The sequence below is a fragment of the Alkalibaculum bacchi genome (assembly GCF_937875145.1).
GTDB classification, from domain to species: domain Bacteria; phylum Bacillota; class Clostridia; order Eubacteriales; family Alkalibacteraceae; genus Alkalibaculum; species Alkalibaculum bacchi_A.
The window spans coordinates 1-20,833 of record NZ_CALNCS010000104.1; the positions used below are offsets into that span (position 1 = coordinate 1).

Here is a 20,833-nt window from a genome sequence, read left to right on the forward strand (position 1 = left end):
TATCAGATTCAAGAACATACCATGTTTAACTTCTCCGTTTTTTATTCTATCACCAATCACCGATTTTAGAAAACTTCGTAATTACGTTTTACAGCATCCAGAAGACGAATTTAACTTGCTTGTACTACTTGCATTAGAAACGGGGATGCGACGTGGAGAACTGCTAGCAATACGCCCAGAGAATCTGTATGAATACGGAATAAAAGTTAGACATTCGATCAGTCCTACTTCTGATGATACTTCATTAAAAACACAAAATGCAAAACGTGATGTTTCTATTAACAAAGAAGTATATGAACTCATTCGTAAAATTCCTGTTAAAGAGAATGGTTATATTTTTAGCTTTGGCGGTTTTAAACAGTCGGAACAATTAGCAGAGTTATTGAAGAAATTAGATATTAGGAAAACAACGTTTCACGGTTTAAGAGACACTCACGCATCATTTTTATTTTCTCAAGACATAGATATTGCTTATGTATCAAAGCGATTAGGTCACATTAATATTCAAACCACACAGAATTATTATCTGGAATTAATGTCAAAAAAAGCACCAGCAAGATGCTGATGCTTTTTTTCTGTTAAATACTTTATAAGATTAAGGTTAATTTGAACCAACGTGAACCAAAAATCCTTTGTACACATTGGCATATCAACAATCTTATTAACGTTTTGAGAACTGTGGCGCTCTTCTTGCTTTTTTAAGTCCGTATTTCTTACGTTCTTTCATTCTTGGGTCTCTTGTTAGGAAGCCTGCTTTTTTAAGGTCTCCTCTTAGGTTTTCATCAACTTGCAATAATGCTCTCGCGATTCCGTGTCGGATTGCACCTGCTTGTCCTGTAAATCCACCACCGTGAACATTTACAAATACGTCATATTTGTCTAATGTCTCTGTTAATGTCAATGGTTGTTTTGCAATTACTTTTAATGTTTCTAAACCAAAGTAATCATTTATGTTCTTTTTATTTATTGTGATATTACCTGTACCTGGTAATAATCTTACTCTAGCTACTGATTTTTTTCTTCTACCTGTTCCTTGATATTGTACCAATCTTTTTTCCTCCTTTCTAATTAACCTTTAATTTCTAATACTTGTGGTTTTTGAGCTTGATGTGGATGCTCGCTACCTTTGTATACTTTTAATTTTGAAAGCATTTGTCTTCCTAATTTGTTTTTAGGAACCATACCTTTAACTGCTTTGTAAACTAAGAATTCTGGCTTATCAGCTAATAATTTTCTGTAGCTTACCTCTCTTAATCCACCTGGGTATCCTGTGTGTCTTCTGTAAACCTTTTGGTCTAATTTATTACCTGTCATTACAATTTTTTCTGCATTTATTATAATTACATGATCTCCTGTGTCAACATGAGGTGTATATATTGCTTTGTGTTTCCCTCTTAATACTGTAGCAACCTGAGTAGCTAATCTACCTAATGTCTTTCCATCTGCGTCAACTACATACCATTTTCTTTCTACTTCATTGACTTTAGCCATAACTGTAGCTCTTGCTTGCATGGTTTTCCCTCCTATATTTCTTATGTTTCTATTCATTTTTTATGATTAAACTGACCCGGGGCTTGGATCAGATAACATGCCATTAACTACTATATTCTATTACATTGTGCCGGGCGTGTCAAATAGTTTAATACAAAACTTTTTGTAAATATAATCCATGAGCTGGTGCGGTAGGTCCTGCTTTAGTTCTCTCTTTACTGTCTATAATCATAGGTAAATCCTTATGATTTATCTTTCCTTTACCAACTTGCATTAATGTACCAATTATAATCCGTACCATATTATACAAAAAACCATTGCCTCTTACCGTATAAATAATATGAGTACCATCTATATCAAAATCTGAATAATCGATTGTTCTAACTTTATTTATAACGCTGCTATTAACACTAGAAAAGCCAGTAAAGTCGTGGGTTCCTAAAAAAGATTTCGCAGCTTGTCGCATTTTATCTACATCTAGCCGTTCCCTAATGTGATACATACGATTATAATCTAAAGCACTACCGTGTTCATTATTCAATATTTTATATTCATATATTTTCCCTACAGCGCTATACCTGCTGTGAAAATCTGTATCTCTTTCTATTGCCTCTTGGATGCGTATATCCTTAGGTAATTTACTATTTATAGCAAAAGGAATTTTATTTATTGGTATAGACGTGTTATGGGTCTTAAAATGAGCACTTTGTCCCAAAGCATGTACTCCTGCATCTGTTCTACCTGATCCAGTAATGCAAATATCTTCTTTCATGATTTTCTGAATGGCTTTATTCAACACTTCCTGTATACTAATGCCATTCTTTTGAACTTGCCAACCACAGTAATTGCTGCCATCATACTCTATAATAAGCTGGATATTTCTCTCAAAACTCATATTGGAGAGTACCTAGTCAAGAAGATAATCACTACCATAAGTATAGTTGTAAAATAACCTGCATAGTCTCTTTTGTCATAAGCTAATTCTTTCATTCTCGTTCTATTTTCGCCACCTCTGTAGCACCTTGCCTCCATAGCTATAGCTAATTCATCCGCTCGCCTAAAGGCGCTAATAAACAAAGGTACTAATAAGGGAATTAAGTTCTTTGCTCGTGCAAAAAGATTGCCACTTTCAAAATCTGCACCTCTGGCTTTTTGCGCTTTCATGATTTTATCTGTTTCTTCCATCAATGTAGGAATAAATCTGAGAGCAATGGTCATCATCATAGCCAATTCGTGAGCATATTGCTTTACAATGGGTACTCTTTTTAATAAATATTCAATACCATCTGTCAAGGCAATGGGAGATGTGGTTAAGGTCATAAGCGAAGTACCGGTCACTAAGAAGATCAATCTGAGTGCCATAAATACTGCTAAGGCGATACCTTCTTCTGTAATAGTAAACACCCAAAATTCAAATTTCGGCGTTCCTGGTGTAATAAAGAGATTAATGATCACAGTAAAAAGTATGATAAATAATAAGGCCTTGATTCCTCTTACGACATACATTACAGGTATCTTTGATAAAAGGATAATCCCTACTAAAAACAAGAATGCTACTACGTATCCAGTAAAATTATTAATTAAAAATAAAGAAATAATATATAGAAAGGTAAAATTGATTTTCGTCCTTGGATCCAAACTGTGGATAATCGAATCTGTAGGATAATATTGCCCAACGGTAACGTCCTTAAACATTATTACGTCTCCTTATCATATTCATTATTTCCTCTTTGGCAGCCTCTACAGTAAAAACACCCTCATTAATTAAAGGGTCCACAGCCTTTAATTTTTTCATGAGTTCTGTAACTTGTGGCACTGCTAATCCAATCTCTATCAATCGTTCTGATTCCTTAAAGATACTACTAGGAGAATCATAAAATTCAACCTTACCTTTATACATAACGATGATTTTATCTGCGTATTTAGCGATATCCTCCATACTATGAGATACTAAAATAACTGTCATCTTATATTTATTATGCATTGTCTGTATTTCTTCTAGTATTTCATCTCTTCCTCTAGGGTCTAGCCCTGCAGTAGGTTCATCTAATATTAAGACATCTGGCTTCATAGCAATTACCCCAGCAATAGCTACTCTGCGCATCTGACCACCACTCAAGTCAAAAGGTGATTTATCTTTGTACTCATCGTAATCTAAACCAACGGATTCCATAGCCTCTACAACTCGCTTTGATACTTCTTCCTTATCAAATCCAAGATTTGTAGGCCCAAAAGCAATATCTTTTTCTATGGTTTCTTCAAAGAGCTGATACTCTGGGTATTGAAATACTAGACCTACTCTTCGCCTAATCTGTGCCATCTTCGTATCTTTATGACTTAAATCCAAATCATCTACGACGACTGTGCCACCTGTAGGCTTAATGAGACCATTAATATGTTGAATTAGAGTAGATTTTCCTGAACCTGTATGCCCAATAAGTCCAACAAAATTTCCTGTATCAATAGTTAAACTAATCTTATCTAAGGCTTTATGTTCAAAGGGCGTACCTTCAGAGAATGTATGTTCTAAATTAATTAATTCGATTGCCATAATTTATTCACCATTTCATCCACCGTTAGTATATTGCTATCGATGTCAATCCCCTCTTTGCTCAGTTCAAATGCTAATTCTGTAATCTGTGGTACATCTAACCGAAGGGATGTTAGTTTCTCTACCTGAGAAAATATTTCTCTTGGTTTCCCTTCCATTGCGATTTTACCTTTTTCCATGACGATTACCCGATCTGCATCTACGATTTCATCCATATAATGAGTAATATGAACAATAGTCATTTTTTCATCTTTATTCAAATGTTTAATGGTATTGATTACTTCTCTTCTGCCAGATGGATCCAACATGGCAGTTGGTTCATCTAAAATGATGCATCGAGGTTTCATAGCTAAAATTCCAGCAATTGCAATTCTTTGTTTTTGTCCTCCAGACAATTGATGTGGTTTTTGTTTTTTATAATCTAACATACCCACGGTATCAAGAGCCCAATCCACTCGTTGTCGAATTTCTTTAGGAGCAATTCCTAGGTTTTCAGGTCCAAAAGCTACATCTTCTTCTACTATTGTAGCTACAAGCTGATTATCTGGATTTTGAAACACCATTCCTGCACTTTGTCTTATCTTCCAAATATTTTCAGGATCTTTTGTATTTAAGCCAAAAATCTCCATGTCTCCGCTTGTAGGCATAAGTATTCCATTCATAAGCTTTGACAAAGTAGATTTGCCAGAGCCATTATGTCCAATTATAGCAACAAATTCTCCCTCTTTTATGTTCAAACTGACCTTATTTAGAGCAGTATTCTCTTCTTCATCCTGTATATATCGATAGGTAACATCCTGTATTAAGATGACATCCTTCACTGCTTTTCCTCCTTGTACTCATGATGGAGAAAAGGGATTAAACAGCGTTTAATCCCAATAATTCAATCTACGAATTTTACATTTTTCCAAACATTATTACTGTTTGAATCAATGGAATCTTTATACTAATTCGACTATTGCCATTTCAGCACTGTCGCCTCTACGTGGTCCTAGCTTGTATATTCTAGTATATCCACCATTTCGATCAGTGTAATTTGGTCCAATCTCTGAAAACAACTTTGCTACAACAGCTTCACTATTAATATAAGAAAGGGCTTGTCTTCTCGCATGTAAGTCTCCTCTTTTTGCAAGAGTGATCATTTTTTCTGCGATTTTTCTAGTTTCTTTTGCTCTAGTAACAGTAGTTTCTAATTTGCCATTATCTAGTAACGCAGTAACTAGGTTTCTTAATATTGCCCTTCTTTCATCTGTGGGACGTCCCAGTTTTCTATAACCAGCCATGTTTATCCCTCCTTATTACTTATTACTCATCGCTCTGTCTAAGTCCAAGACCGATTTCTGCGAGTTTGCGTTTAATTTCATTTAATGATTTTTTACCTAAGTTTCGAACTTTCATCATATCTTCCTCAGACTTTTGAGTTAATTGTTCTACTGTATTAATATTTGCTCTACGTAGACAATTGCTACTTCTTACAGAAAGTTCAAGTTCTTCTATAGACATTTCAAGCATTTTTTCTTTCTTGTTCTCTTCTTTTTCAACCATGATTTCGACAGTACTTGCGTGTTCCGTTAAGTTGATAAAGAGATTTAAATGCTCGTTTAGTATTTTTGCCGCGAGAGAGACAGCTTCTTCTGGAGATAAGGACGCATCTGTCCACACTTCCATAGTCAATTTATCATAATCAATCACTTGACCTACTCTAGTATCCGTTACATCGTAATTAACCTTTCTTACAGGCGTAAAGGAAGAATCAATTGGAATCGTGCCAATAGGTTGTTCTTGTTTCTTGTTTTTATCGGAAGAAACATAACCTCTACCTTTTTCAAACACGATTTCCATATTCAATTCTGCATCTTTACTCAATGTAGCGATATGTAGATCAGGATTTAAAATCTCTACATCTGCATCGCCAATTATATCCGCTGCCGTGACTTCGCCTTCACCTTTTTTCTCGATGCGCACAAGTTTTGGTTCCTCGCTGTATAATCTAGCAGCAATCTTTTTTAGGTTCAGGATAATCTCAACCACATCTTCTGCTACTCCAGGGACAGTAGAAAATTCGTGTAAAACACCTTCAATTTTAACACTTGTAACTGCTGCGCCTGGAAGAGAGGATAGTAAAATCCTTCTAAGTGAATTCCCTAAAGTTATACCATAACCTCTCTCTAAAGGCTCAACACTGAATTTTCCATAGGTATCGTCATCTGACAATTCGATTATCTCGATTCTTGGTTTTTCAATTTCTATCATTAAAAACCCTCCTATAATATTTTGTAAATCGTGGAATTTTCTGAGGGTAACTAATTAAAAAAATTATCTTGAGTAAAGCTCTACAATTAAATGGTCTTGAATTTCTAAGTCAATGTCTTCTCTTTCAGGTAGTACGATTACTTTTCCTTCAAATTTATCCACATCAACTTCTAACCATTTTGGAACAATCTTGCTAGAAGTAGATTCTACAACAGCTTTAAATTTGTCGGACTTTTTGCTCTTATCTTTTAATTGAATTACATCGCCTGCTTCTATTAGATAAGAAGGAATATTTACCTTTTTACCATTTACAGTAAAGTGTTCATGTAAAACTAATTGTCTTGCTTCTTTTCTTGATGCTGCGAAACCTAGTCGATAAACAACATTGTCTAAACGAGTTTCAAGGATTTGTAGTAAGTTATTACCTGTTACACCCTTTTTCTTTACAGCCATGTCATAATATTTTCTAAATTGACTTTCTAATATGCCGTAAATTCTCTTAGCTTTTTGTTTTTCTCTAAGTTGCATGCCGTATTCTGTTTGTTTGTGCTTTCTTTGTCCATGTTGACCTGGAGCATAACCTCTACGATCAATTGCACATTTATTTGTATAACATCTATCCCCTTTAAGGTATAGTTTCATGTTTTCACGTCTACATAGTCTGCATACTGCTTCTGTATATCTTGCCATCTTTTTTACACCTCCTAGTCTAACTAAACTCTTCTTCTCTTTGGTGGTCTACATCCATTATGTGGTATAGGAGTTACGTCTTTAATAGAAGTAATCTCTAAACCTGCTGCTTGTAATGATCTTATTGCAGCTTCTCTTCCTGAGCCTGGTCCTTTTACAAAGACTTCAACATGCTTTAAACCGTGTTCCATTGCTGCACTTGCTGCTTCTTCTGCTGCCATTTGAGCTGCATAAGGAGTGCTTTTTCTAGAACCTTTAAAACCTAATCCACCAGCACTTGCCCAAGACAATGCATTTCCAGCAACATCTGTGATTGTGACAATGGTATTGTTAAATGTAGATTGAATGTGAGCTTGACCGCGTTCAATATTCTTTTTAATCTTCTTTTTTCTACTTCTTACTACTTTTTTTGCTGCCACTCTGCTCTTCCCCTCCTATCCTAAACTATTTTTTCTTTCTGCTTACAGTTCTCTTTGGACCTTTTCTCGTTCTAGCATTCGTCTTGGTTTTTTGACCTCTTACAGGTAAACCTCTTCTATGACGAAGTCCTCTATAGCTACCTATTTCAATTAATCTCTTTATATTTAAGTTTACTTCTCTTCTTAAGTCACCTTCAACAGTATACTCCTCATCAATAAGTGTTCTTAATTGATTTTCTTCTGCTTCAGTCAAATCTTTTACTCTTGTATCAGGGTTTACACCAGTCTTTTCTAAGATCTTTTTAGCACTTGTATTTCCAATGCCATAAATATAAGTTAACCCTATTTCAATTCTTTTTTCTTTTGGTAAGTCTACACCGGCGATTCTAGCCATGTCACACCTCCTGTTAGATTGTATTTGTATATAAAGAACATGACAGTATTGTATTCAGCCGCATCACATTCATTGTTATTAACCTTGTTTTTGTTTGTGTCTAGGATTCTCACAAATAACCATTACTTTGCCTTTTCTCTTAATAATTTTACATTTTTCACAAATAGGCTTAACTGATGGTCTAACTTTCATAATAGATTCCTCCTCTATACCTTTTTACCCTTACCACGCCATATAATTCGGCCACGGGTTAAGTCATAAGGTGATAATTCGACTATTACCTTATCTCCTGGCAATATTCTTATATAATTCATCCTAAGCTTACCGGATATATGCGCTAGTATTTTGTGTCCGCTTTCTAATTCTACTTGAAATACCGTATTAGGAAGTGCTTCTAACACCGTACCTTCTACTTCAATCATATCTTGTTTAGCCATATTTTCAATTCCCCCATTCTTCATTCAGGTATGTGCCTTGCAGGCTTTGTTGATAGTCTTTCAGATATCTTCTAATCTGGGCATCAGATATTGTTTTATGTTCTTCTAAACTCTTCTGTAGCTCATAGACTATATAGTTCGTCTTTTTCAGGTGTTTGACTTTCTTTTTCTTTCCTTTATCAACTTTTCGATATTTACCGTCACTTATGATTACATGACGAACATCTACTTTTTCGATCACTAGAAACAAGTGTCCTTTATCTCTACCAGCAAGTGAACAAACAACTTGACCTAAATTTAAGTCTTGTTCTTCCATGAATTCACCTCTGTACCTTATAAGATTGTCAGTATATCTGGTGGACCGTCTTTTGTAATAGCAATTGTATGTTCATAATGAGCTGATAATTTGCCATCAAGTGTAACAACAGTCCAATCATCGTCAAGGACTTTTACATTGTAGATTCCTTGATTAACCATTGGTTCAATTGCCAATACCATACCTTCTTGTAGTCTGGGACCTCTTCCTGGTCTTCCATAATTAGGTATAGGTGGATCTTCGTGCATTTCCCTTCCAACACCATGACCTACATAGTCAACCACTATAGAAAAACCATTATTCTCAACCGTGGTTTGTATGGCATTAGATATGTCAGATAATCTATTTCCATTGATTGCCTTTTCTATTCCATCATAAAAACTCTGTCTCGTCACTTCAATTAATCGCTTTGCTTCTTCATCAATCTGCCCTACTGGATAAGTCTTTGCACTATCACCAACATACCCATCTAAAGTTGCCCCTATATCAATAGCGATAATATCTCCTTCTTCTAAACGTCTCTTAGAAGGAAAGCCGTGGACAACTTGGTCGTTAACAGATGCACAAATTGAAGCTGGAAATCCATTATAGCCTTTAAAAGTTGGCGTTCCACCTGACTTACGGATGTACTCTTCTGCTATTCTATCCAATTCTAATGTGGTAATACCAGGTCTTACATGTTTTTTCATCAATTCGTGAGTTTGGGCTACTAATTTCCCCGCTTTTCGTAATAACTCTATTTCAGATGGGGATTTGATAATAATCATTATGCTCGCTCCTGAAGAGAGGCGCTAACTCGACTAAATACATCATCGATTTCTCCAACGCCATCTATATCTACAAGAGTTCCCTTATTTTTATAATAATCAATTAGTGGTTGAGTTTGTTCTTGATAAACTTCAAGTCTTTTTTTAACTGTAGTTTCTTGATCGTCATCACGTTGATAAAGTTCTCCTGCACATTTGTCACAAATGCCTTCTGACTTTGTAGGGTTAAAGTAAACATGGTACGTAGCACCACAAGATTTACATATTCGCCTTCCAGTTAATCTTTTAAATAAAAGTTCAGCATCTACATTGATATTGATCACTGCATTTAAAGTCTGACCTAATCTAATCAGTTCTTCTTCTAATGCCTCTGCTTGAAGAACAGTTCTTGGAAAACCGTCTAACATAAATCCGTCTACACAATCTTCTTCTAAAAGTCTGTCCTTTACTAGATCAACTACCAATTCATCTGGAACAAGTAAACCCTGGTCCATATACCCCTTTGCCTTAACACCAAGAGGTGTGCCTTCTTTTAAGTTTTTTCTAAAGATATCTCCCGTGGAAATATGTGGAACACTATACTTTTCAATAATTTTAGCAGCTTGTGTTCCCTTTCCAGCTCCTGGAGGTCCTAATAATACAATTCTCACAGTTCCATCTCCGTTCCTTATTTACTTTAAAAACCCTTGATAATTTCTCATTAGCATCTGTGATTCTAGTTGTTTAATTGTGTCTAGGGCTACACCAACGATAATTAAAAGACTGGTACCTCCAAATTGAAGGTTAACGTCCATGATATTGCCCACCACTATTGGAATAACCGCAACAGCTGCTAAGAATACTCCACCAAACAACGTTAGCTTTGTAACTGATTTATTAAAGTAATCAGATGTAGGTTTTCCTGGTCTAATCCCTGGTATAAACCCACCTTGTTTCTTCATATTATCAGCAATTTCAATAGGATTAAATGTAATCGCCGTATAAAAATACGTAAAGGCAATAATCAATATGATATACACAATTGTTGTGAATACATTTCCCCATGCAAAGAATTTATTAATCCAGTTTGCTACGCTTGAGCTTGGAAAGAAACTAGCTAAAGTCGCTGGGAACATCGTTATCGAACTTGCAAATATTACTGGTATAACGCCAGCCATATTTACTTTAAGAGGTATATGAGTGCTTTGGCCCCCATACATCTTTCTACCTACAACTCTTTTAGAGTATTGCACAGGAATTTTCCTTTGGCCTTCTTGTACTGCTACAACAGCTACGATAACAACTATTGCAAAAATAAAGAATAACACAACACTTAACCAATGTAAAGTTCCAACCTGTACCAATTTAAACAATTCAACTATACTAGATGGTAAACGAGAGATAATACTTATAAAGATAATTAAAGAGATACCATTCCCGATTCCACTTTCCGTTATTTGCTCCCCTAACCACATCAAGAAAGCTGTTCCTGCGGTGATTGTAATGATCACTATAGAGATCGTCATCCAACTTTTCTCAGTTAAGATGTTTGAGAATGAAAGTGCAATTCCCAAAGCTTGAACAATCGCTAGTAATATAGTTAAATATCTAGTATACTGAGTGATTTTCTTTCTACCTTCTTCACCTTCTTTTGCAAGTCTCTCAAGTGATGGGATAGCAAAAGTCAATAAGTTCATGATAATAGATGAGTTAATATAAGGTGTAATGCTCATTGCAAAGATAGTAAAGTTGCTAAAGTTTCCCCCTGACATAATGTCGAACAAACCTAACATGCCACCATCAGATATATACTGTTGCAAAACCTCTGTATCAATGTAAGGTACAGGTATAAACGTACCTAAACGATAGATAAACAGCATGATTAAGGTGAATATAATTTTGTTCCTGAGCTCAGGGATCTTCCAAGCGTCCCTTAAGGTAGAAAGCATATTAAATCACCTCTACCTTTCCTCCTGCTGATGTTATTTTTTCTTCAGCAGATTTACTTATTTTATTAGCTCTTACTGTAAGGGCAACATTTAGTTCTCCCTCGCCTAGTATCTTGACGCCGTCTAATAATTTGCTGATTAAACCTGCTTCTTTTAATATTTCTGGGCTTACCACTGTATCTTTTTCAAATACATTTAAGTCTTGAACATTTACAATAGCATATTGTGTTTTAAATTTTGCGTTAGAGAAACCTCTCTTAGGAAGTCTTCTAGCAAGTGGCATCTGACCACCTTCAAAACCGATTCGTACTCCGCCGCCAGCTCTTGATTTTTGGCCATCTTGACCTCTTCCAGCTGTTTTACCAAGTCCTGTACCAGTACCTCTACCTTTTCTCTTCTTCTTATGAGTTGAGCCTTCTGCAGGTTTTAATTCATGTAATCTCATTACTACACCTCCTTATACTTCTTCTACATCTAGCATAAAGTCCACTTTTTTAACCATACCTCTTATTTGAGGTGTATCTTCTTTTATAACCGTTTGACCGATTTTTTTAAGTCCCAAAGCTTCAATGGTTGCAATTTGGTCTTTTTTTCTTCCGATTTTACTTCTTTTAAGCTTTATTTTTAAATTAGCCAAGGATAATCCCTCCTATCCTAAAATCTCTTCTGGGGTTTTCCCTCTCTTTTTAGCAACTTCTTCTACTGTAGTCAATCGAGATAAACCATCCATTGTTGCATTAACCATATTTCTCTCATTGTTTGTTCCCAGAGATTTTGTTCTAATATCCCTAATACCTGCTAATTCAAGTACGGCACGAACTGGACCACCAGCGATAACTCCAGTACCCTTTCCAGCTGGTTTTAATAGAACACTACCAGCGCCGAATTTTCCATTTATAGCATGTGGGATTGTCGTTTTTACGATTGGAACTTTAATAAGATTTTTCTTTGCGTCTTCAATGCCTTTTCGAATCGCTTCTGGGATTTCTAAAGCTTTACCAACTCCAGCTCCTACGTGACCATTTTCATCTCCGACTACTACTAAACAGCTAAATCTAAAGTTTCTACCGCCTTTAACAACTTTAGTTACTCTATTTATTGTTACAACTCTTTCTTTTAAATCAAGAGCACTCGCATCAATTAATTGCTTTTGCATAATTAACCTCCTTTTCCTAGAATTTAAGTCCTGCTTCTCTTGCTCCGTCTGCAAGTTCTTTAACTCGTCCGTGGTATATATAACCGCCACGATCAAATACTACTGACTCAATGCCTTTTGATACGGCTTTTTCACCAATAGCTTTGCCAACAGCCTTTGCTACTTCTTTATGATTAAGGGATTCTAAAGTACCTTTTAGATCTTTATCAAGAGAAGAAGCGGCAACTAAAGTAGCTCCGTTTACGTCATCAATAATTTGAGCGTAAATATTTGAGTTACTTCTGAAGACATTTAAACGAGGTCTTTGAGTAGTTCCGCTGATTTTATATCTCAGTCTTTTATGTCTACCTTTTCTTACTTTATTTTTTATTGGCTTTTTAATCATACTGGATTCACTCCTTCTTACTTCTTGCCTGTTTTACCTTCTTTACGTCTGATTACTTCATCCGCATATTTAATACCTTTACCTTTATATGGCTCAGGAGCTCTTTTGCTTCTGATATTTGCAGCATGTAAACCTACCGCTTCTTTATCGATTCCAGAAACAGTGATTTTATTTGTACCTTCTACTGCTGTACTAACACCATCTGGATCAATTATTTCTACTGGATGTGAGTAACCAAGGCTTAAAGTCAATTTATTTCCTTGCTTTGCAGCTCTGTACCCTACGCCATTGATTTCAAGTTTTTTCTCAAAACCATTTGTTACACCTACTACCATGTTATTTATAAGTGATCTTGTCAAGCCGTGTAATGATCTGTGTTCTTTCTTATCAGAAGGTCTTGACACAGTTAATTCTTGTTCATTTAGTTCTATTTTCATATCAGGGTGAAATTCTTTTATAAGTTGACCCTTAGGTCCTTTAACAGTGACTACACCGTCATTCATATCAATAGTAACCCCTGATGGAATTGTTATAGGTAATCTTCCTATTCTAGACATACTAGCACCTCCTAATCAAATAATACTATTACCAAACGTAACAAAGCACTTCTCCGCCTACGCCTGCTTTTCTAGCAACTTTGTCCGTCACAACACCCTTAGATGTTGAAATAATTGCGATTCCTAAGCCGTTTAGTACTTTTGGCAATTCTTCTTTATTGCTGTATACTCTTAAACCTGGTTTAGAAATCCTCTTAATACCAGTGATGATACGTTCTTTGTTTTCACCATATTTCAAAGCAATTTTAATAATGCCTTGAAGATTGTCATCTATATACTCAACTTTTTTAATAAATCCTTCTTCTAATAAAATCTTTGCAATTGCTTTCTTTTCATTAGATGCAGGAATTTCTACTGTATCATGTTTTGCATTGCTCGCATTCCTAATTCTTGTAAGCATATCTGCTATTGGATCAGTCATTGCTTATACCTCCTTCCACTAAATCAATTACCAGCTTGCTTTTTTAACGCCTGGTATTTCGCCTTTATAAGCCAATTCTCTAAAACATATTCTGCAAATTCCGTATTTTCTTAAATATCCGTGAGGTCTTCCGCAAATACGGCATCTATTATAAGCCCTTGTAGAATACTTAGGTGTTTTTTGTTGTTTATTCACCATTGCTTTTTTAGCCATTTGTTATTCCTCCTATTATCTTTTAAAAGGCATTCCAAGCAAAGTCAATAATTCCAATGCTTCTTCATCACTCTTTGCAGTCGTTACAAAAATGATATCCATACCTCTTATTTTATCTACCTTGTCGTATTCAATTTCTGGGAAAATTAATTGCTCTTTAATTCCTAAAGAGTAATTTCCTCTTCCATCAAATGACTTGTTTGAAACCCCACTGAAGTCTCTAACTCTAGGCAATGCGATATTTAATAATTTATCAGTAAATTCATACATTCTGTTAGCTCTTAGAGTAACTTTAGAACCGATGTTCATACCTTCTCTAAGTTTAAAATTTGATACAGATTTTTTTGCTTTTGTTATTATCGGCTTTTGACCTGAGATAATAGCCAAATCATTTACTGCTGCTTCAAAAGCTTTTGAATTATCTTTGGCATCTCCTAAACCCATATTGATAACGACCTTTTCTAGTTTAGGAACTTCCATAATATTTTTATATTTGAATTTTTCCATTAATGCTGGAATTACTTCTGTTGTATATTTATCCTTTAATCTAGGCATCTAATAGTACCTCCTTCCCAACTACTTGTTAAATGTTTCTCCGCACTTTTTACAGTATCTTACTTTTGAACCATCTTCTAAGAATTTCTTCCCAACTCGAACGCCTTTTTGGCATTTTTCACAGTATAATAATACATTAGAAGCGTGGATTTTTCCTTCTTTTTTTACGATACCGCCTTGTGGCGATTGTTGTGAAGGTTTCATATGTTTTGTAATGATATTAACACCTTCAACGACTACTCTATTTTCTTTAGGGTAAACAGCTAAGACTTTGCCTTTAACGCCTTTGCTCTTACCTGCGTTTACCATAACTATATCATCTTTTTTTACATGGACTTTGTTAGCCAATAAAGTCACCTCCTCTTATAGTACCTCTGGTGCTAGGGACAATATTTTCATAAATTTCTTTTCTCTTAGCTCTCTAGCTACAGGTCCGAATATACGAGTTCCTCTTGGTTGTTGATCATCTTTGATGATAACAGCAGCGTTTTGATCGAATGCAATATAGCTTCCGTCATTTCTTCTAGTAGATTTTTTTGTTCGAACTACTACCGCTTTTACTACCTCACCTTTTTTAACAACACCGCCTGGCGTTGCGCTTTTTACAGAACAAACAATTATATCTCCAACTTTTGCATATCTTTTACCAGAACCGCCTAGAACTCTAATACATAAAAGTTCTTTCGCCCCAGTATTGTCTGCAACTTTTAGTCTAGTTTCTTGTTGTATCATAACTATTACCTCCCTTCAGCACCGGTAATTATTGTGCCTTTTTAACGATGTCGATCATTCTCCATCTTTTGTCTTTACTTAAAGGTCTTGTTTCCATTAATTTTACTGTATCGCCAGTTTTGCATACATTTTCTTCGTCATGCGCTTTAAACTTTACTGTTTTTTTAACTCGTTTATTGTAAAGAGGGTGCTTTACAAAAGTCTCAACAGCAACGACGATCGTTTTGTCCATTTTATCACTGACAACTTTTCCGACTATCGTCTTTCTAAATGCTCTTTCCACTAGTCAGACCTCCTTCTTTCATTAAGCTTCTATTACTTTTATTTCACGTTCTCTAAGAATTGTTTTTACCTTTGCATAAGTTCTTTTTACTTCTCTTATTCTCATTGGGTTATCCAATTGACCAGTTGCCATTTGAAATCTTAGATTAAATAATTCTTCTTTTAAATCAACTAATTTCTGATTTAATTCTGGAGTAGTTAGCTCTCTAATCTCTTTAGCCTTCATCGGATTGTCCACCCACTTCCTCTTCAATATCCTTGCGTGATATAAATTTTGTCTTTATAGGTAGTTTATGCTGTGCTAGTCTCATAGCTTCACGAGCTAGCTCTTCTGATACACCAGCAATTTCAAACATTACTCTACCTGGTTTAACTACTGCTACCCAGTATTCTGGTGAACCCTTACCAGAACCCATTCGAGTTTCAGCAGGTTTTTGAGTGACTGGTTTGTCTGGGAAAATCTTAATCCAAACTTGACCACCTCTTTTTATATATCTTGTCATCGCAACACGAGCTGCTTCAATTTGTCTTGAAGTAATCCAGCCTGGCTCAGTAGCCTGAATTGCGTATTCTCCGTAAGTTATCGTATTGCCTCGAGTTGCTTTGCCTTTCATTCGGCCTCTGAACACTCTTCTTCTCTTTACTCTTTTAGGCATTAACATAACGGTATCCTCCTTCCTTAGTTCTTCTTGCTAACCTTCTTTTCAGGAAGAACTTCTCCTTTATTTATCCATACTTTAATTCCTATTTTTCCATAAGTTGTGTTTGCTTCAGCAAAACCATATTCGATATCTGCTCTAAGTGTATGAAGTGGCACATTGCCTTCGCTATAATGCTCTCTTCTTGCCATTTCAGCACCGTTTAAACGTCCTGATATGCCAGTTTTAATACCTAAAGCACCAAATCTCATAGCTCTGCTAATTGCTTGCTTCATAGCTCTTCTAAAAGAAACTCTTCTTTCGATTTGAGATGCAATGTTTTCAGCAACTAATTGAGCGTCAACATCTACTTGTTTTACTTCTACGATATTAATGAAAATATTTTTACCTGTTTTCTTAGCAATCTCTTGTCTAAGAGCCTCAATACCAGCTCCGCCCTTACCGATAATCATACCTGGTTTAGCTGTGTAGATGTGAATTTTAACTCTATTTGCGTATCTTTCAATTTCAATTTTAGATACACCTGCTTGAAACTGTGTTTTCTTAATAAATTTTCTAATTTTATTATCTTCTATTAATAAGTCTGCAAAGTCTTTATCTTTTGCATACCATCTAGTACTCCAGTCTTTAATAACGCCAACTCTTAATCCGTGCGGATTTACTTTTTGACCCACTAATTATCCCCTCCTCACTCTTTTTCTTTCAACACAACAGATATATGACTGCTTCTCTTTTTGATTACGCTCGCTCTACCCATAGAACCTGCTCTAAATCTCTTTAAGGTAGGACCTTGATTTGCACAAATCTCAGCGATATACAAGTTTGCAGGATCCATATCATAATTATTTTCAGCGTTTGCAGCAGCAGACTTTACTAATTTTTCTACAACTTTTGCTGATTTATTTGGTGTCAATGCTAATATATTTAACGCTTCACCTAGCTTTTTTCCTCTAATTAAATCGATAACTAATTTCGCTTTTCTAGGGGGAATCCCTATATATTTAACTGTAGCTTTAGCTTCCAATTAGTATACCTCCTTCCAAACCTTATTTTCTAACACCTGAAGTTTTTTCTCCTGCATGACCTCTAAATGTTCTAGTAGGAGCAAATTCACCTAATTTATGGCCTACCATATCTTCAGATATATAAACAGGAACGTGTTTTCTTCCATCATAAACTGCAATAGTATGACCTATCATTTGTGGAAAAATTGTTGAACTTCTTGACCAAGTCTTAATGACTTTCTTTTCATTCTTTTCGTTCATTTCTTCAATTCTTTTTAAGAGTCTTTCTTGTACAAAAGGGCCCTTCTTTACCGATCTACTCATGGGCTAGTTACCTCCTCTCAGTGCTATTTTTTTCTACCTCTAACGATATACTTATTAGATGGTTTATTTTTGTTTCTTGTCTTGTATCCAAGTGCAGGTTTACCCCATGGAGTTGATGGACCTGGTCGGCCAATTGGAGTTCTACCTTCACCTCCACCGTGAGGGTGATCGTTAGGATTCATTACAGAACCTCTTACAGTTGGTCTGATACCCATATGTCTTACACGTCCAGCTTTACCGATTGTAAGATTACTGTGATCCGTATTACCTACTTGTCCAACAGTCGCTCTACACTCTTTACGAACCATCCTCATTTCGCCAGATGGTAGTCTAAGAATAGCATAATTGCCTTCTTTGGCCATTAACTGAGCATACGCACCAGCTGATCTTGCCATTTGTCCACCTTTACCTACTTTTAATTCAATATTGTGAACAACTGTACCTACTGGAATACTAGAAAGTGGCAATGCATTACCAGTTCTGATATCCGCTTCAGGTCCTGAAACAACTGTGTCGCCTACATGTAAGTCTACAGGAGCAATGATATATCTTTTTTCGCCATCAACATAATGTAGTAATGCGATATTAGATGTTCTATTTGGATCGTATTCGATTGTTGCTACCTTTGCAGGAACACCATCTTTATTTCTCTTAAAATCAATAATTCTGTATTTTCTTTTTTCTCCACCGCCTCTATGTCTGACAGTGATTTTTCCATTATCATTTCTTCCAGCCTTTTTATTTAAGGGTGCTAGCAAGCTTTTTTCAGGAGTGTCAGTAGTAATTTCTTCAAATGTACTAACGCTCATGTTTCTTCTAGCTGGGGAAGTAGGTTTGTATACTTTAATACCCATTTATTCTTACCTCCTTGTGCTATAGATTATCAAACTTTTAGAGTCCTTCAAAGAATTGAATTTCTTTGCTATCTTCTGTTAATTTGACAATTGCTTTTTTCCAATCAGATCTTTTTCCAACGAATCTTCCCATACGTTTTTTCTTGCCAGTCATGTTCATTGTATATACTTTTTCTACTTTTACGCCGAACACTGTTTCCACTGCGTTTGCGATTTGAACTTTGTTCGCTTTTTTCATTACTTTAAAAGTATATTTCTTTTCAGCCATGTCATCCATGCTTTTTTCAGTAACGATTGGCTTTACGATAATATCATGAGGACTTAACATTATGCGTACACCTCCTCAATTTTTTGAGCAGCTTCTTTTGTCACAACCAATTGATAGTATTTCAACATATCGTACACATTTAAACTATCAACTGTCACTGTTGCAACATCAGGAATATTTCTAGCTGATTTATATACATTTTCATCACTGTTTGCTAAAACAAGCAATGCTTTGTTTGCATTTACATTTTTCAGTACTTCAATCATCTCTTTTGTCTTTGGAGCATCAAAGTTTAAACTATCTAATACAATTAGCTCGTTATCTAGTACTTTTGAAGACAATACAGATTTCATTGCTAATCTTCTCATCTTTTTGTTTACTTTTTGTGAGTAATCTCTTGGCTTAGGAGCGAATATAACGCCGCCACCCTTCCATAGTGGTGAACGGATGCTACCTGCTCTAGCGCGACCTGTTCCCTTTTGTCTCCAAGGTTTTCTTCCGCCGCCTCTTACTTCTGATCTTGTTTTTGTTGATTGAGTGCCTTGTCTTTTGTTAGCAAGTTGAGCTACTACCACTTGATGTACAACTGCTTCATTAGGTTCAATTGCAAAAACATCATCGTTTAAATTTATTTCTTCAACTTTTTCGCCTTTAATATTTAAAACATCAACTTTTGCCATTCCTAGTCCTCCTTCCTTATATTACTTTGAGCTCTTAACTGAATCCTTGATAGTGACTACACTTCCTCGAATTCCTGGAACTGCGCCTTTAACAAGTAATAAATTTCTGTCAGCGTCTACTCTAACGACTTCTAAATTTTGAACCGTTACTTTTTCATTACCCATTTGTCCTGGTAGTTTTTTACCTTTTCTAACTCTTGAAGGGCTAGATGAACCACCCATTGAACCAGGGCTTCTATGATATTTAGAACCGTGCTTCATAGGTCCTCTAGATTGTCCGTGTCGTTTTATAACACCTGCAAAACCTTTACCTTTAGAAGTACCTGTTATATCAATTTTATCTCCAGCTTCAAATACATCTGCCTTTAATTCTTGACCAACTTCGTATGCAGAAATATCTTCTAGCTTAAACTCTCTTAACACTCTCATGTAATCGACGTTTACTTTATCAAAATGGCCTTTTATAGGCTTTGTTACTTTGCTTTCCTTCACCTGTTTATAACCAATTTGAAGGGCACTATAACCATCTACTTCTTGATTTTTAATTTGTACTACTTTACAAGGACCAACTTCTACAACCGTCACTGGTACCATTTGACCTTCTGCGTTAAATATTTGAGTCATTCCTACTTTTTTTCCAATAATAGCTTTCTTCAATCGTTACACCTCCTATATCAGCGGATTGCTCAGGGCAATCATAATACCTTTTTTAAAGTTTTATTTCAATGTCGACACCTGCAGGTAAATCTAATCTCATAAGAGCATCTACTGTCTTTGGTGTTGGATTTAAGATATCGACTAATCTTTTATGTGTTCTCATTTCGAATTGTTCTCTAGAGTCTTTGTATTTGTGTACTGCTCTAAGAATAGTAATGATTTCTTTATCCGTTGGCAATGGCACAGGACCTGACACTTCAGCACCAGTTCTCTTTGCCGTTTCTACAATTTTTAAAGCAGATTGATCTAATACCTTGTGATCATATGCCTTAAGTCGAATTCTAATTTTTTGTTTTGCCATACCTAAATTCCCCTCCTCGAAAATTTTTATTAGGTACGACTTATATCCTTAGGAACACCCTGCCTGGTGTTTCATTATTAAAAAACAATGAATTTCCCCAAAAATAACGTCGCCCGATTCATGATCTGGACTACTCCGTGAAAATTCCCTATTGCATAGCTACCTTTCACTTCATCGCATTTGTCACAGCTTACATATTATATAATAACTAGAACTTGGATACAAGTTTTTTTGTGTATTTTTTTAAATAATTTACTTATTTTTTCGAAATGCTTGTTTATTCATTAAAAATCTACTTATTATTTGTTTTATTTAGCTCGAAATAGAAATTTTAGTCACCAATAGTGACTTGACGTAAAAGAAATACCCTTAGGATAGGCTAGTACTTTGAAATTACGACTAATAAAAAAAGGGCCTTAGCCCTTTTTTTATTATAGAATTTCAGATATAACTCCTGAACCTACTGTTCTTCCGCCTTC

The 20,833-nt window shown here is 35.5% G+C and carries 39 protein-coding genes; 1 reads left to right on the top strand and 38 read right to left on the bottom strand.

Going from position 1 to position 20,833, the window contains the following annotated elements:
• Window positions 1–565 (top strand): site-specific integrase (locus tag Q7P22_RS06645; protein ID WP_303862223.1); only part of this gene is annotated, 565 nt, incomplete at its 5' end.
• Between the two features lie 96 nt (window positions 566–661).
• Here Q7P22_RS06645 and rpsI read toward each other — a convergent pair.
• The 38 genes from rpsI to rpsJ form a co-directional block, all read right to left on the bottom strand.
• The gene (gene rpsI, locus Q7P22_RS06650) at window positions 662–1,048 is read right to left on the bottom strand and encodes a 30S ribosomal protein S9 (RefSeq protein ID WP_303862225.1); all 387 of its coding nucleotides are present in this window, start codon (window positions 1,046–1,048) and stop codon (window positions 662–664) included.
• A gap of 20 nt (window positions 1,049–1,068) precedes the next feature.
• Window positions 1,069–1,512, bottom strand: coding sequence for a 50S ribosomal protein L13 (gene rplM, locus Q7P22_RS06655; protein WP_303862227.1), 444 nt, complete (start codon window positions 1,510–1,512; stop codon window positions 1,069–1,071).
• A 127-nt stretch (window positions 1,513–1,639) separates the two neighbouring features.
• Window positions 1,640–2,386 (bottom strand): tRNA pseudouridine(38-40) synthase TruA, encoded by a 747-nt coding sequence (gene truA, locus Q7P22_RS06660; RefSeq protein ID WP_303862229.1) that lies wholly within the window; start codon window positions 2,384–2,386, stop codon window positions 1,640–1,642.
• Window positions 2,383–3,186, bottom strand: coding sequence for an energy-coupling factor transporter transmembrane protein EcfT (locus tag Q7P22_RS06665; protein WP_303862232.1), 804 nt, complete (start codon window positions 3,184–3,186; stop codon window positions 2,383–2,385). The genes truA and Q7P22_RS06665 overlap by 4 nt, the downstream gene beginning before the upstream one ends.
• A complete protein-coding gene (locus Q7P22_RS06670; protein ID WP_303862235.1) occupies window positions 3,179–4,042 on the bottom strand; it encodes an energy-coupling factor transporter ATPase in 864 nt (287 codons plus the stop codon). Before Q7P22_RS06670 ends, Q7P22_RS06665 begins: the two co-directional genes overlap by 8 nt.
• Window positions 4,027–4,863 (bottom strand): energy-coupling factor transporter ATPase, encoded by an 837-nt coding sequence (locus Q7P22_RS06675; protein ID WP_303862237.1) that lies wholly within the window; start codon window positions 4,861–4,863, stop codon window positions 4,027–4,029. The genes Q7P22_RS06670 and Q7P22_RS06675 overlap by 16 nt, the downstream gene beginning before the upstream one ends.
• 120 nt (window positions 4,864–4,983) lie before the next feature.
• Window positions 4,984–5,325: a 50S ribosomal protein L17 gene (gene rplQ / locus Q7P22_RS06680; RefSeq protein ID WP_303862240.1), complete on the bottom strand. Its 342-nt coding sequence runs from the start codon at window positions 5,323–5,325 to the stop codon at window positions 4,984–4,986.
• Between the two features lie 22 nt (window positions 5,326–5,347).
• Entirely contained in the window at window positions 5,348–6,295 is a 948-nt protein-coding gene (locus tag Q7P22_RS06685) for a DNA-directed RNA polymerase subunit alpha (protein ID WP_303862244.1), read from the bottom strand.
• 63 nt (window positions 6,296–6,358) lie between these two features.
• Complete coding sequence (gene rpsD, locus Q7P22_RS06690; RefSeq protein WP_303862247.1) at window positions 6,359–6,985, bottom strand: 30S ribosomal protein S4; 627 nt, start codon at window positions 6,983–6,985, stop codon at window positions 6,359–6,361.
• Window positions 6,986–7,008: 23 nt separating this feature from the next.
• Window positions 7,009–7,404, bottom strand: coding sequence for a 30S ribosomal protein S11 (rpsK, locus tag Q7P22_RS06695; RefSeq protein WP_303862251.1), 396 nt, complete (start codon window positions 7,402–7,404; stop codon window positions 7,009–7,011).
• A 25-nt stretch (window positions 7,405–7,429) separates the two neighbouring features.
• A complete protein-coding gene (gene rpsM / locus Q7P22_RS06700; protein WP_303862253.1) occupies window positions 7,430–7,798 on the bottom strand; it encodes a 30S ribosomal protein S13 in 369 nt (122 codons plus the stop codon).
• Window positions 7,799–7,876: 78 nt separating this feature from the next.
• Window positions 7,877–7,990, bottom strand: coding sequence for a 50S ribosomal protein L36 (gene rpmJ / locus Q7P22_RS06705; RefSeq protein WP_102365587.1), 114 nt, complete (start codon window positions 7,988–7,990; stop codon window positions 7,877–7,879).
• Window positions 7,991–8,004: 14 nt separating this feature from the next.
• Window positions 8,005–8,235: a translation initiation factor IF-1 gene (gene infA / locus Q7P22_RS06710; protein WP_113919985.1), complete on the bottom strand. Its 231-nt coding sequence runs from the start codon at window positions 8,233–8,235 to the stop codon at window positions 8,005–8,007.
• Window positions 8,236–8,239: 4 nt separating this feature from the next.
• Window positions 8,240–8,551, bottom strand: coding sequence for an RNA-binding protein (locus Q7P22_RS06715; protein ID WP_303862261.1), 312 nt, complete (start codon window positions 8,549–8,551; stop codon window positions 8,240–8,242).
• Window positions 8,552–8,568: 17 nt separating this feature from the next.
• Window positions 8,569–9,318, bottom strand: a complete 750-nt coding sequence (gene map, locus Q7P22_RS06720) for a type I methionyl aminopeptidase (protein ID WP_303862264.1) — start codon at window positions 9,316–9,318, stop codon at window positions 8,569–8,571.
• On the bottom strand, window positions 9,318–9,968 hold the full coding sequence (locus Q7P22_RS06725; RefSeq protein WP_303862268.1) for an adenylate kinase: 651 nt from the start codon (window positions 9,966–9,968) through the stop codon (window positions 9,318–9,320). Before Q7P22_RS06725 ends, map begins: the two co-directional genes overlap by 1 nt.
• Window positions 9,969–9,989: 21 nt before the next feature.
• On the bottom strand, window positions 9,990–11,246 hold the full coding sequence (secY, locus tag Q7P22_RS06730) for a preprotein translocase subunit SecY (RefSeq protein ID WP_303862272.1): 1,257 nt from the start codon (window positions 11,244–11,246) through the stop codon (window positions 9,990–9,992).
• A 1-nt stretch (window position 11,247) separates the two neighbouring features.
• Window positions 11,248–11,691, bottom strand: a complete 444-nt coding sequence (rplO, locus tag Q7P22_RS06735; protein WP_303862274.1) for a 50S ribosomal protein L15 — start codon at window positions 11,689–11,691, stop codon at window positions 11,248–11,250.
• Between the two features lie 12 nt (window positions 11,692–11,703).
• Complete coding sequence (gene rpmD / locus Q7P22_RS06740) at window positions 11,704–11,883, bottom strand: 50S ribosomal protein L30 (protein WP_113919979.1); 180 nt, start codon at window positions 11,881–11,883, stop codon at window positions 11,704–11,706.
• Between the two features lie 12 nt (window positions 11,884–11,895).
• Window positions 11,896–12,402, bottom strand: coding sequence for a 30S ribosomal protein S5 (gene rpsE / locus Q7P22_RS06745; RefSeq protein ID WP_303862278.1), 507 nt, complete (start codon window positions 12,400–12,402; stop codon window positions 11,896–11,898).
• 16 nt (window positions 12,403–12,418) lie between these two features.
• On the bottom strand, window positions 12,419–12,787 hold the full coding sequence (gene rplR / locus Q7P22_RS06750; RefSeq protein WP_303862280.1) for a 50S ribosomal protein L18: 369 nt from the start codon (window positions 12,785–12,787) through the stop codon (window positions 12,419–12,421).
• A gap of 17 nt (window positions 12,788–12,804) precedes the next feature.
• On the bottom strand, window positions 12,805–13,344 hold the full coding sequence (gene rplF / locus Q7P22_RS06755) for a 50S ribosomal protein L6 (RefSeq protein WP_303862282.1): 540 nt from the start codon (window positions 13,342–13,344) through the stop codon (window positions 12,805–12,807).
• A gap of 28 nt (window positions 13,345–13,372) precedes the next feature.
• Window positions 13,373–13,765 carry a 30S ribosomal protein S8 gene (gene rpsH, locus Q7P22_RS06760; RefSeq protein ID WP_303862285.1) on the bottom strand — a complete coding sequence of 131 codons (393 nt, stop codon included), beginning with the start codon at window positions 13,763–13,765 and terminating at the stop codon, window positions 13,373–13,375.
• Window positions 13,766–13,792: 27 nt separating this feature from the next.
• Window positions 13,793–13,978 (bottom strand): type Z 30S ribosomal protein S14, encoded by a 186-nt coding sequence (locus Q7P22_RS06765; protein WP_303862288.1) that lies wholly within the window; start codon window positions 13,976–13,978, stop codon window positions 13,793–13,795.
• A 15-nt stretch (window positions 13,979–13,993) separates the two neighbouring features.
• Entirely contained in the window at window positions 13,994–14,533 is a 540-nt protein-coding gene (gene rplE / locus Q7P22_RS06770) for a 50S ribosomal protein L5 (RefSeq protein ID WP_303862290.1), read from the bottom strand.
• Window positions 14,534–14,554: 21 nt separating this feature from the next.
• Complete coding sequence (rplX, locus tag Q7P22_RS06775; protein ID WP_303862293.1) at window positions 14,555–14,881, bottom strand: 50S ribosomal protein L24; 327 nt, start codon at window positions 14,879–14,881, stop codon at window positions 14,555–14,557.
• 15 nt (window positions 14,882–14,896) lie between these two features.
• The gene (gene rplN / locus Q7P22_RS06780; RefSeq protein WP_303862296.1) at window positions 14,897–15,265 is read right to left on the bottom strand and encodes a 50S ribosomal protein L14; all 369 of its coding nucleotides are present in this window, start codon (window positions 15,263–15,265) and stop codon (window positions 14,897–14,899) included.
• A gap of 28 nt (window positions 15,266–15,293) precedes the next feature.
• Window positions 15,294–15,548 carry a 30S ribosomal protein S17 gene (gene rpsQ, locus Q7P22_RS06785; RefSeq protein ID WP_303862298.1) on the bottom strand — a complete coding sequence of 85 codons (255 nt, stop codon included), beginning with the start codon at window positions 15,546–15,548 and terminating at the stop codon, window positions 15,294–15,296.
• 21 nt (window positions 15,549–15,569) lie between these two features.
• Window positions 15,570–15,773 (bottom strand): 50S ribosomal protein L29, encoded by a 204-nt coding sequence (gene rpmC / locus Q7P22_RS06790; protein WP_303862300.1) that lies wholly within the window; start codon window positions 15,771–15,773, stop codon window positions 15,570–15,572.
• Entirely contained in the window at window positions 15,763–16,209 is a 447-nt protein-coding gene (gene rplP, locus Q7P22_RS06795) for a 50S ribosomal protein L16 (RefSeq protein WP_113919968.1), read from the bottom strand. Before rplP ends, rpmC begins: the two co-directional genes overlap by 11 nt.
• Before the next feature lie 17 nt (window positions 16,210–16,226).
• A complete protein-coding gene (gene rpsC, locus Q7P22_RS06800; RefSeq protein ID WP_303862304.1) occupies window positions 16,227–16,880 on the bottom strand; it encodes a 30S ribosomal protein S3 in 654 nt (217 codons plus the stop codon).
• Window positions 16,881–16,894: 14 nt separating this feature from the next.
• A complete protein-coding gene (gene rplV / locus Q7P22_RS06805) occupies window positions 16,895–17,230 on the bottom strand; it encodes a 50S ribosomal protein L22 (protein ID WP_303862307.1) in 336 nt (111 codons plus the stop codon).
• A 22-nt stretch (window positions 17,231–17,252) separates the two neighbouring features.
• The gene (rpsS, locus tag Q7P22_RS06810) at window positions 17,253–17,534 is read right to left on the bottom strand and encodes a 30S ribosomal protein S19 (protein WP_113919965.1); all 282 of its coding nucleotides are present in this window, start codon (window positions 17,532–17,534) and stop codon (window positions 17,253–17,255) included.
• Window positions 17,535–17,557: 23 nt separating this feature from the next.
• On the bottom strand, window positions 17,558–18,388 hold the full coding sequence (gene rplB, locus Q7P22_RS06815) for a 50S ribosomal protein L2 (protein WP_303862312.1): 831 nt from the start codon (window positions 18,386–18,388) through the stop codon (window positions 17,558–17,560).
• Between the two features lie 37 nt (window positions 18,389–18,425).
• The gene (gene rplW / locus Q7P22_RS06820; protein ID WP_303862318.1) at window positions 18,426–18,719 is read right to left on the bottom strand and encodes a 50S ribosomal protein L23; all 294 of its coding nucleotides are present in this window, start codon (window positions 18,717–18,719) and stop codon (window positions 18,426–18,428) included.
• On the bottom strand, window positions 18,716–19,336 hold the full coding sequence (gene rplD, locus Q7P22_RS06825; RefSeq protein WP_303862314.1) for a 50S ribosomal protein L4: 621 nt from the start codon (window positions 19,334–19,336) through the stop codon (window positions 18,716–18,718). The genes rplW and rplD overlap by 4 nt, the downstream gene beginning before the upstream one ends.
• Before the next feature lie 21 nt (window positions 19,337–19,357).
• Window positions 19,358–19,993 (bottom strand): 50S ribosomal protein L3, encoded by a 636-nt coding sequence (gene rplC / locus Q7P22_RS06830; RefSeq protein WP_303862315.1) that lies wholly within the window; start codon window positions 19,991–19,993, stop codon window positions 19,358–19,360.
• A gap of 52 nt (window positions 19,994–20,045) precedes the next feature.
• Complete coding sequence (rpsJ, locus tag Q7P22_RS06835; protein ID WP_113919960.1) at window positions 20,046–20,354, bottom strand: 30S ribosomal protein S10; 309 nt, start codon at window positions 20,352–20,354, stop codon at window positions 20,046–20,048.
• Window positions 20,355–20,833: the final 479 nt, after the last annotated feature.

What these genes read in the sequence shown, in the direction of transcription:
- rpsM (WP_303862253.1), bottom strand. Translation starts at nt 7,798, where the DNA reads ATGGCTAGAATCGCCGGTGTAGACTTACCAAAAGAAAAAAGAATTGAA.
- Q7P22_RS06765 (WP_303862288.1), bottom strand. Translation starts at nt 13,978, where the DNA reads ATGGCTAAAAAAGCAATGGTGAATAAACAACAAAAAACACCTAAGTAT.
- infA (WP_113919985.1), bottom strand. Translation starts at nt 8,235, where the DNA reads ATGGCTAAACAAGATATGATTGAAGTAGAAGGTACGGTGTTAGAAGCA.
- rplQ (WP_303862240.1), bottom strand. Translation starts at nt 5,325, where the DNA reads ATGGCTGGTTATAGAAAACTGGGACGTCCCACAGATGAAAGAAGGGCA.
- rpmC (WP_303862300.1), bottom strand. Translation starts at nt 15,773, where the DNA reads ATGAAGGCTAAAGAGATTAGAGAGCTAACTACTCCAGAATTAAATCAG.
- rpsJ (WP_113919960.1), bottom strand. Translation starts at nt 20,354, where the DNA reads ATGGCAAAACAAAAAATTAGAATTCGACTTAAGGCATATGATCACAAG.
- rplO (WP_303862274.1), bottom strand. Translation starts at nt 11,691, where the DNA reads ATGAGATTACATGAATTAAAACCTGCAGAAGGCTCAACTCATAAGAAG.
- Q7P22_RS06670 (WP_303862235.1), bottom strand. Translation starts at nt 4,042, where the DNA reads ATGGCAATCGAATTAATTAATTTAGAACATACATTCTCTGAAGGTACG.
- rplP (WP_113919968.1), bottom strand. Translation starts at nt 16,209, where the DNA reads ATGTTAATGCCTAAAAGAGTAAAGAGAAGAAGAGTGTTCAGAGGCCGA.
- truA (WP_303862229.1), bottom strand. Translation starts at nt 2,386, where the DNA reads ATGAGTTTTGAGAGAAATATCCAGCTTATTATAGAGTATGATGGCAGC.
- rpsS (WP_113919965.1), bottom strand. Translation starts at nt 17,534, where the DNA reads ATGAGTAGATCGGTAAAGAAGGGCCCTTTTGTACAAGAAAGACTCTTA.
- rpsH (WP_303862285.1), bottom strand. Translation starts at nt 13,765, where the DNA reads ATGACTGATCCAATAGCAGATATGCTTACAAGAATTAGGAATGCGAGC.
- rplE (WP_303862290.1), bottom strand. Translation starts at nt 14,533, where the DNA reads ATGCCTAGATTAAAGGATAAATATACAACAGAAGTAATTCCAGCATTA.
- secY (WP_303862272.1), bottom strand. Translation starts at nt 11,246, where the DNA reads ATGCTTTCTACCTTAAGGGACGCTTGGAAGATCCCTGAGCTCAGGAAC.
- rplM (WP_303862227.1), bottom strand. Translation starts at nt 1,512, where the DNA reads ATGCAAGCAAGAGCTACAGTTATGGCTAAAGTCAATGAAGTAGAAAGA.
- Q7P22_RS06685 (WP_303862244.1), bottom strand. Translation starts at nt 6,295, where the DNA reads ATGATAGAAATTGAAAAACCAAGAATCGAGATAATCGAATTGTCAGAT.
- rpsD (WP_303862247.1), bottom strand. Translation starts at nt 6,985, where the DNA reads ATGGCAAGATATACAGAAGCAGTATGCAGACTATGTAGACGTGAAAAC.
- rplD (WP_303862314.1), bottom strand. Translation starts at nt 19,336, where the DNA reads ATGGCAAAAGTTGATGTTTTAAATATTAAAGGCGAAAAAGTTGAAGAA.
- rpmJ (WP_102365587.1), bottom strand. Translation starts at nt 7,990, where the DNA reads ATGAAAGTTAGACCATCAGTTAAGCCTATTTGTGAAAAATGTAAAATT.
- rplR (WP_303862280.1), bottom strand. Translation starts at nt 12,787, where the DNA reads ATGATTAAAAAGCCAATAAAAAATAAAGTAAGAAAAGGTAGACATAAA.
- map (WP_303862264.1), bottom strand. Translation starts at nt 9,318, where the DNA reads ATGATTATTATCAAATCCCCATCTGAAATAGAGTTATTACGAAAAGCG.
- Q7P22_RS06665 (WP_303862232.1), bottom strand. Translation starts at nt 3,186, where the DNA reads ATGTTTAAGGACGTTACCGTTGGGCAATATTATCCTACAGATTCGATT.
- rplB (WP_303862312.1), bottom strand. Translation starts at nt 18,388, where the DNA reads ATGGGTATTAAAGTATACAAACCTACTTCCCCAGCTAGAAGAAACATG.
- rplF (WP_303862282.1), bottom strand. Translation starts at nt 13,344, where the DNA reads ATGTCTAGAATAGGAAGATTACCTATAACAATTCCATCAGGGGTTACT.
- rplN (WP_303862296.1), bottom strand. Translation starts at nt 15,265, where the DNA reads ATGATACAACAAGAAACTAGACTAAAAGTTGCAGACAATACTGGGGCG.
- Q7P22_RS06715 (WP_303862261.1), bottom strand. Translation starts at nt 8,551, where the DNA reads ATGGAAGAACAAGACTTAAATTTAGGTCAAGTTGTTTGTTCACTTGCT.
- rpsE (WP_303862278.1), bottom strand. Translation starts at nt 12,402, where the DNA reads ATGCAAAAGCAATTAATTGATGCGAGTGCTCTTGATTTAAAAGAAAGA.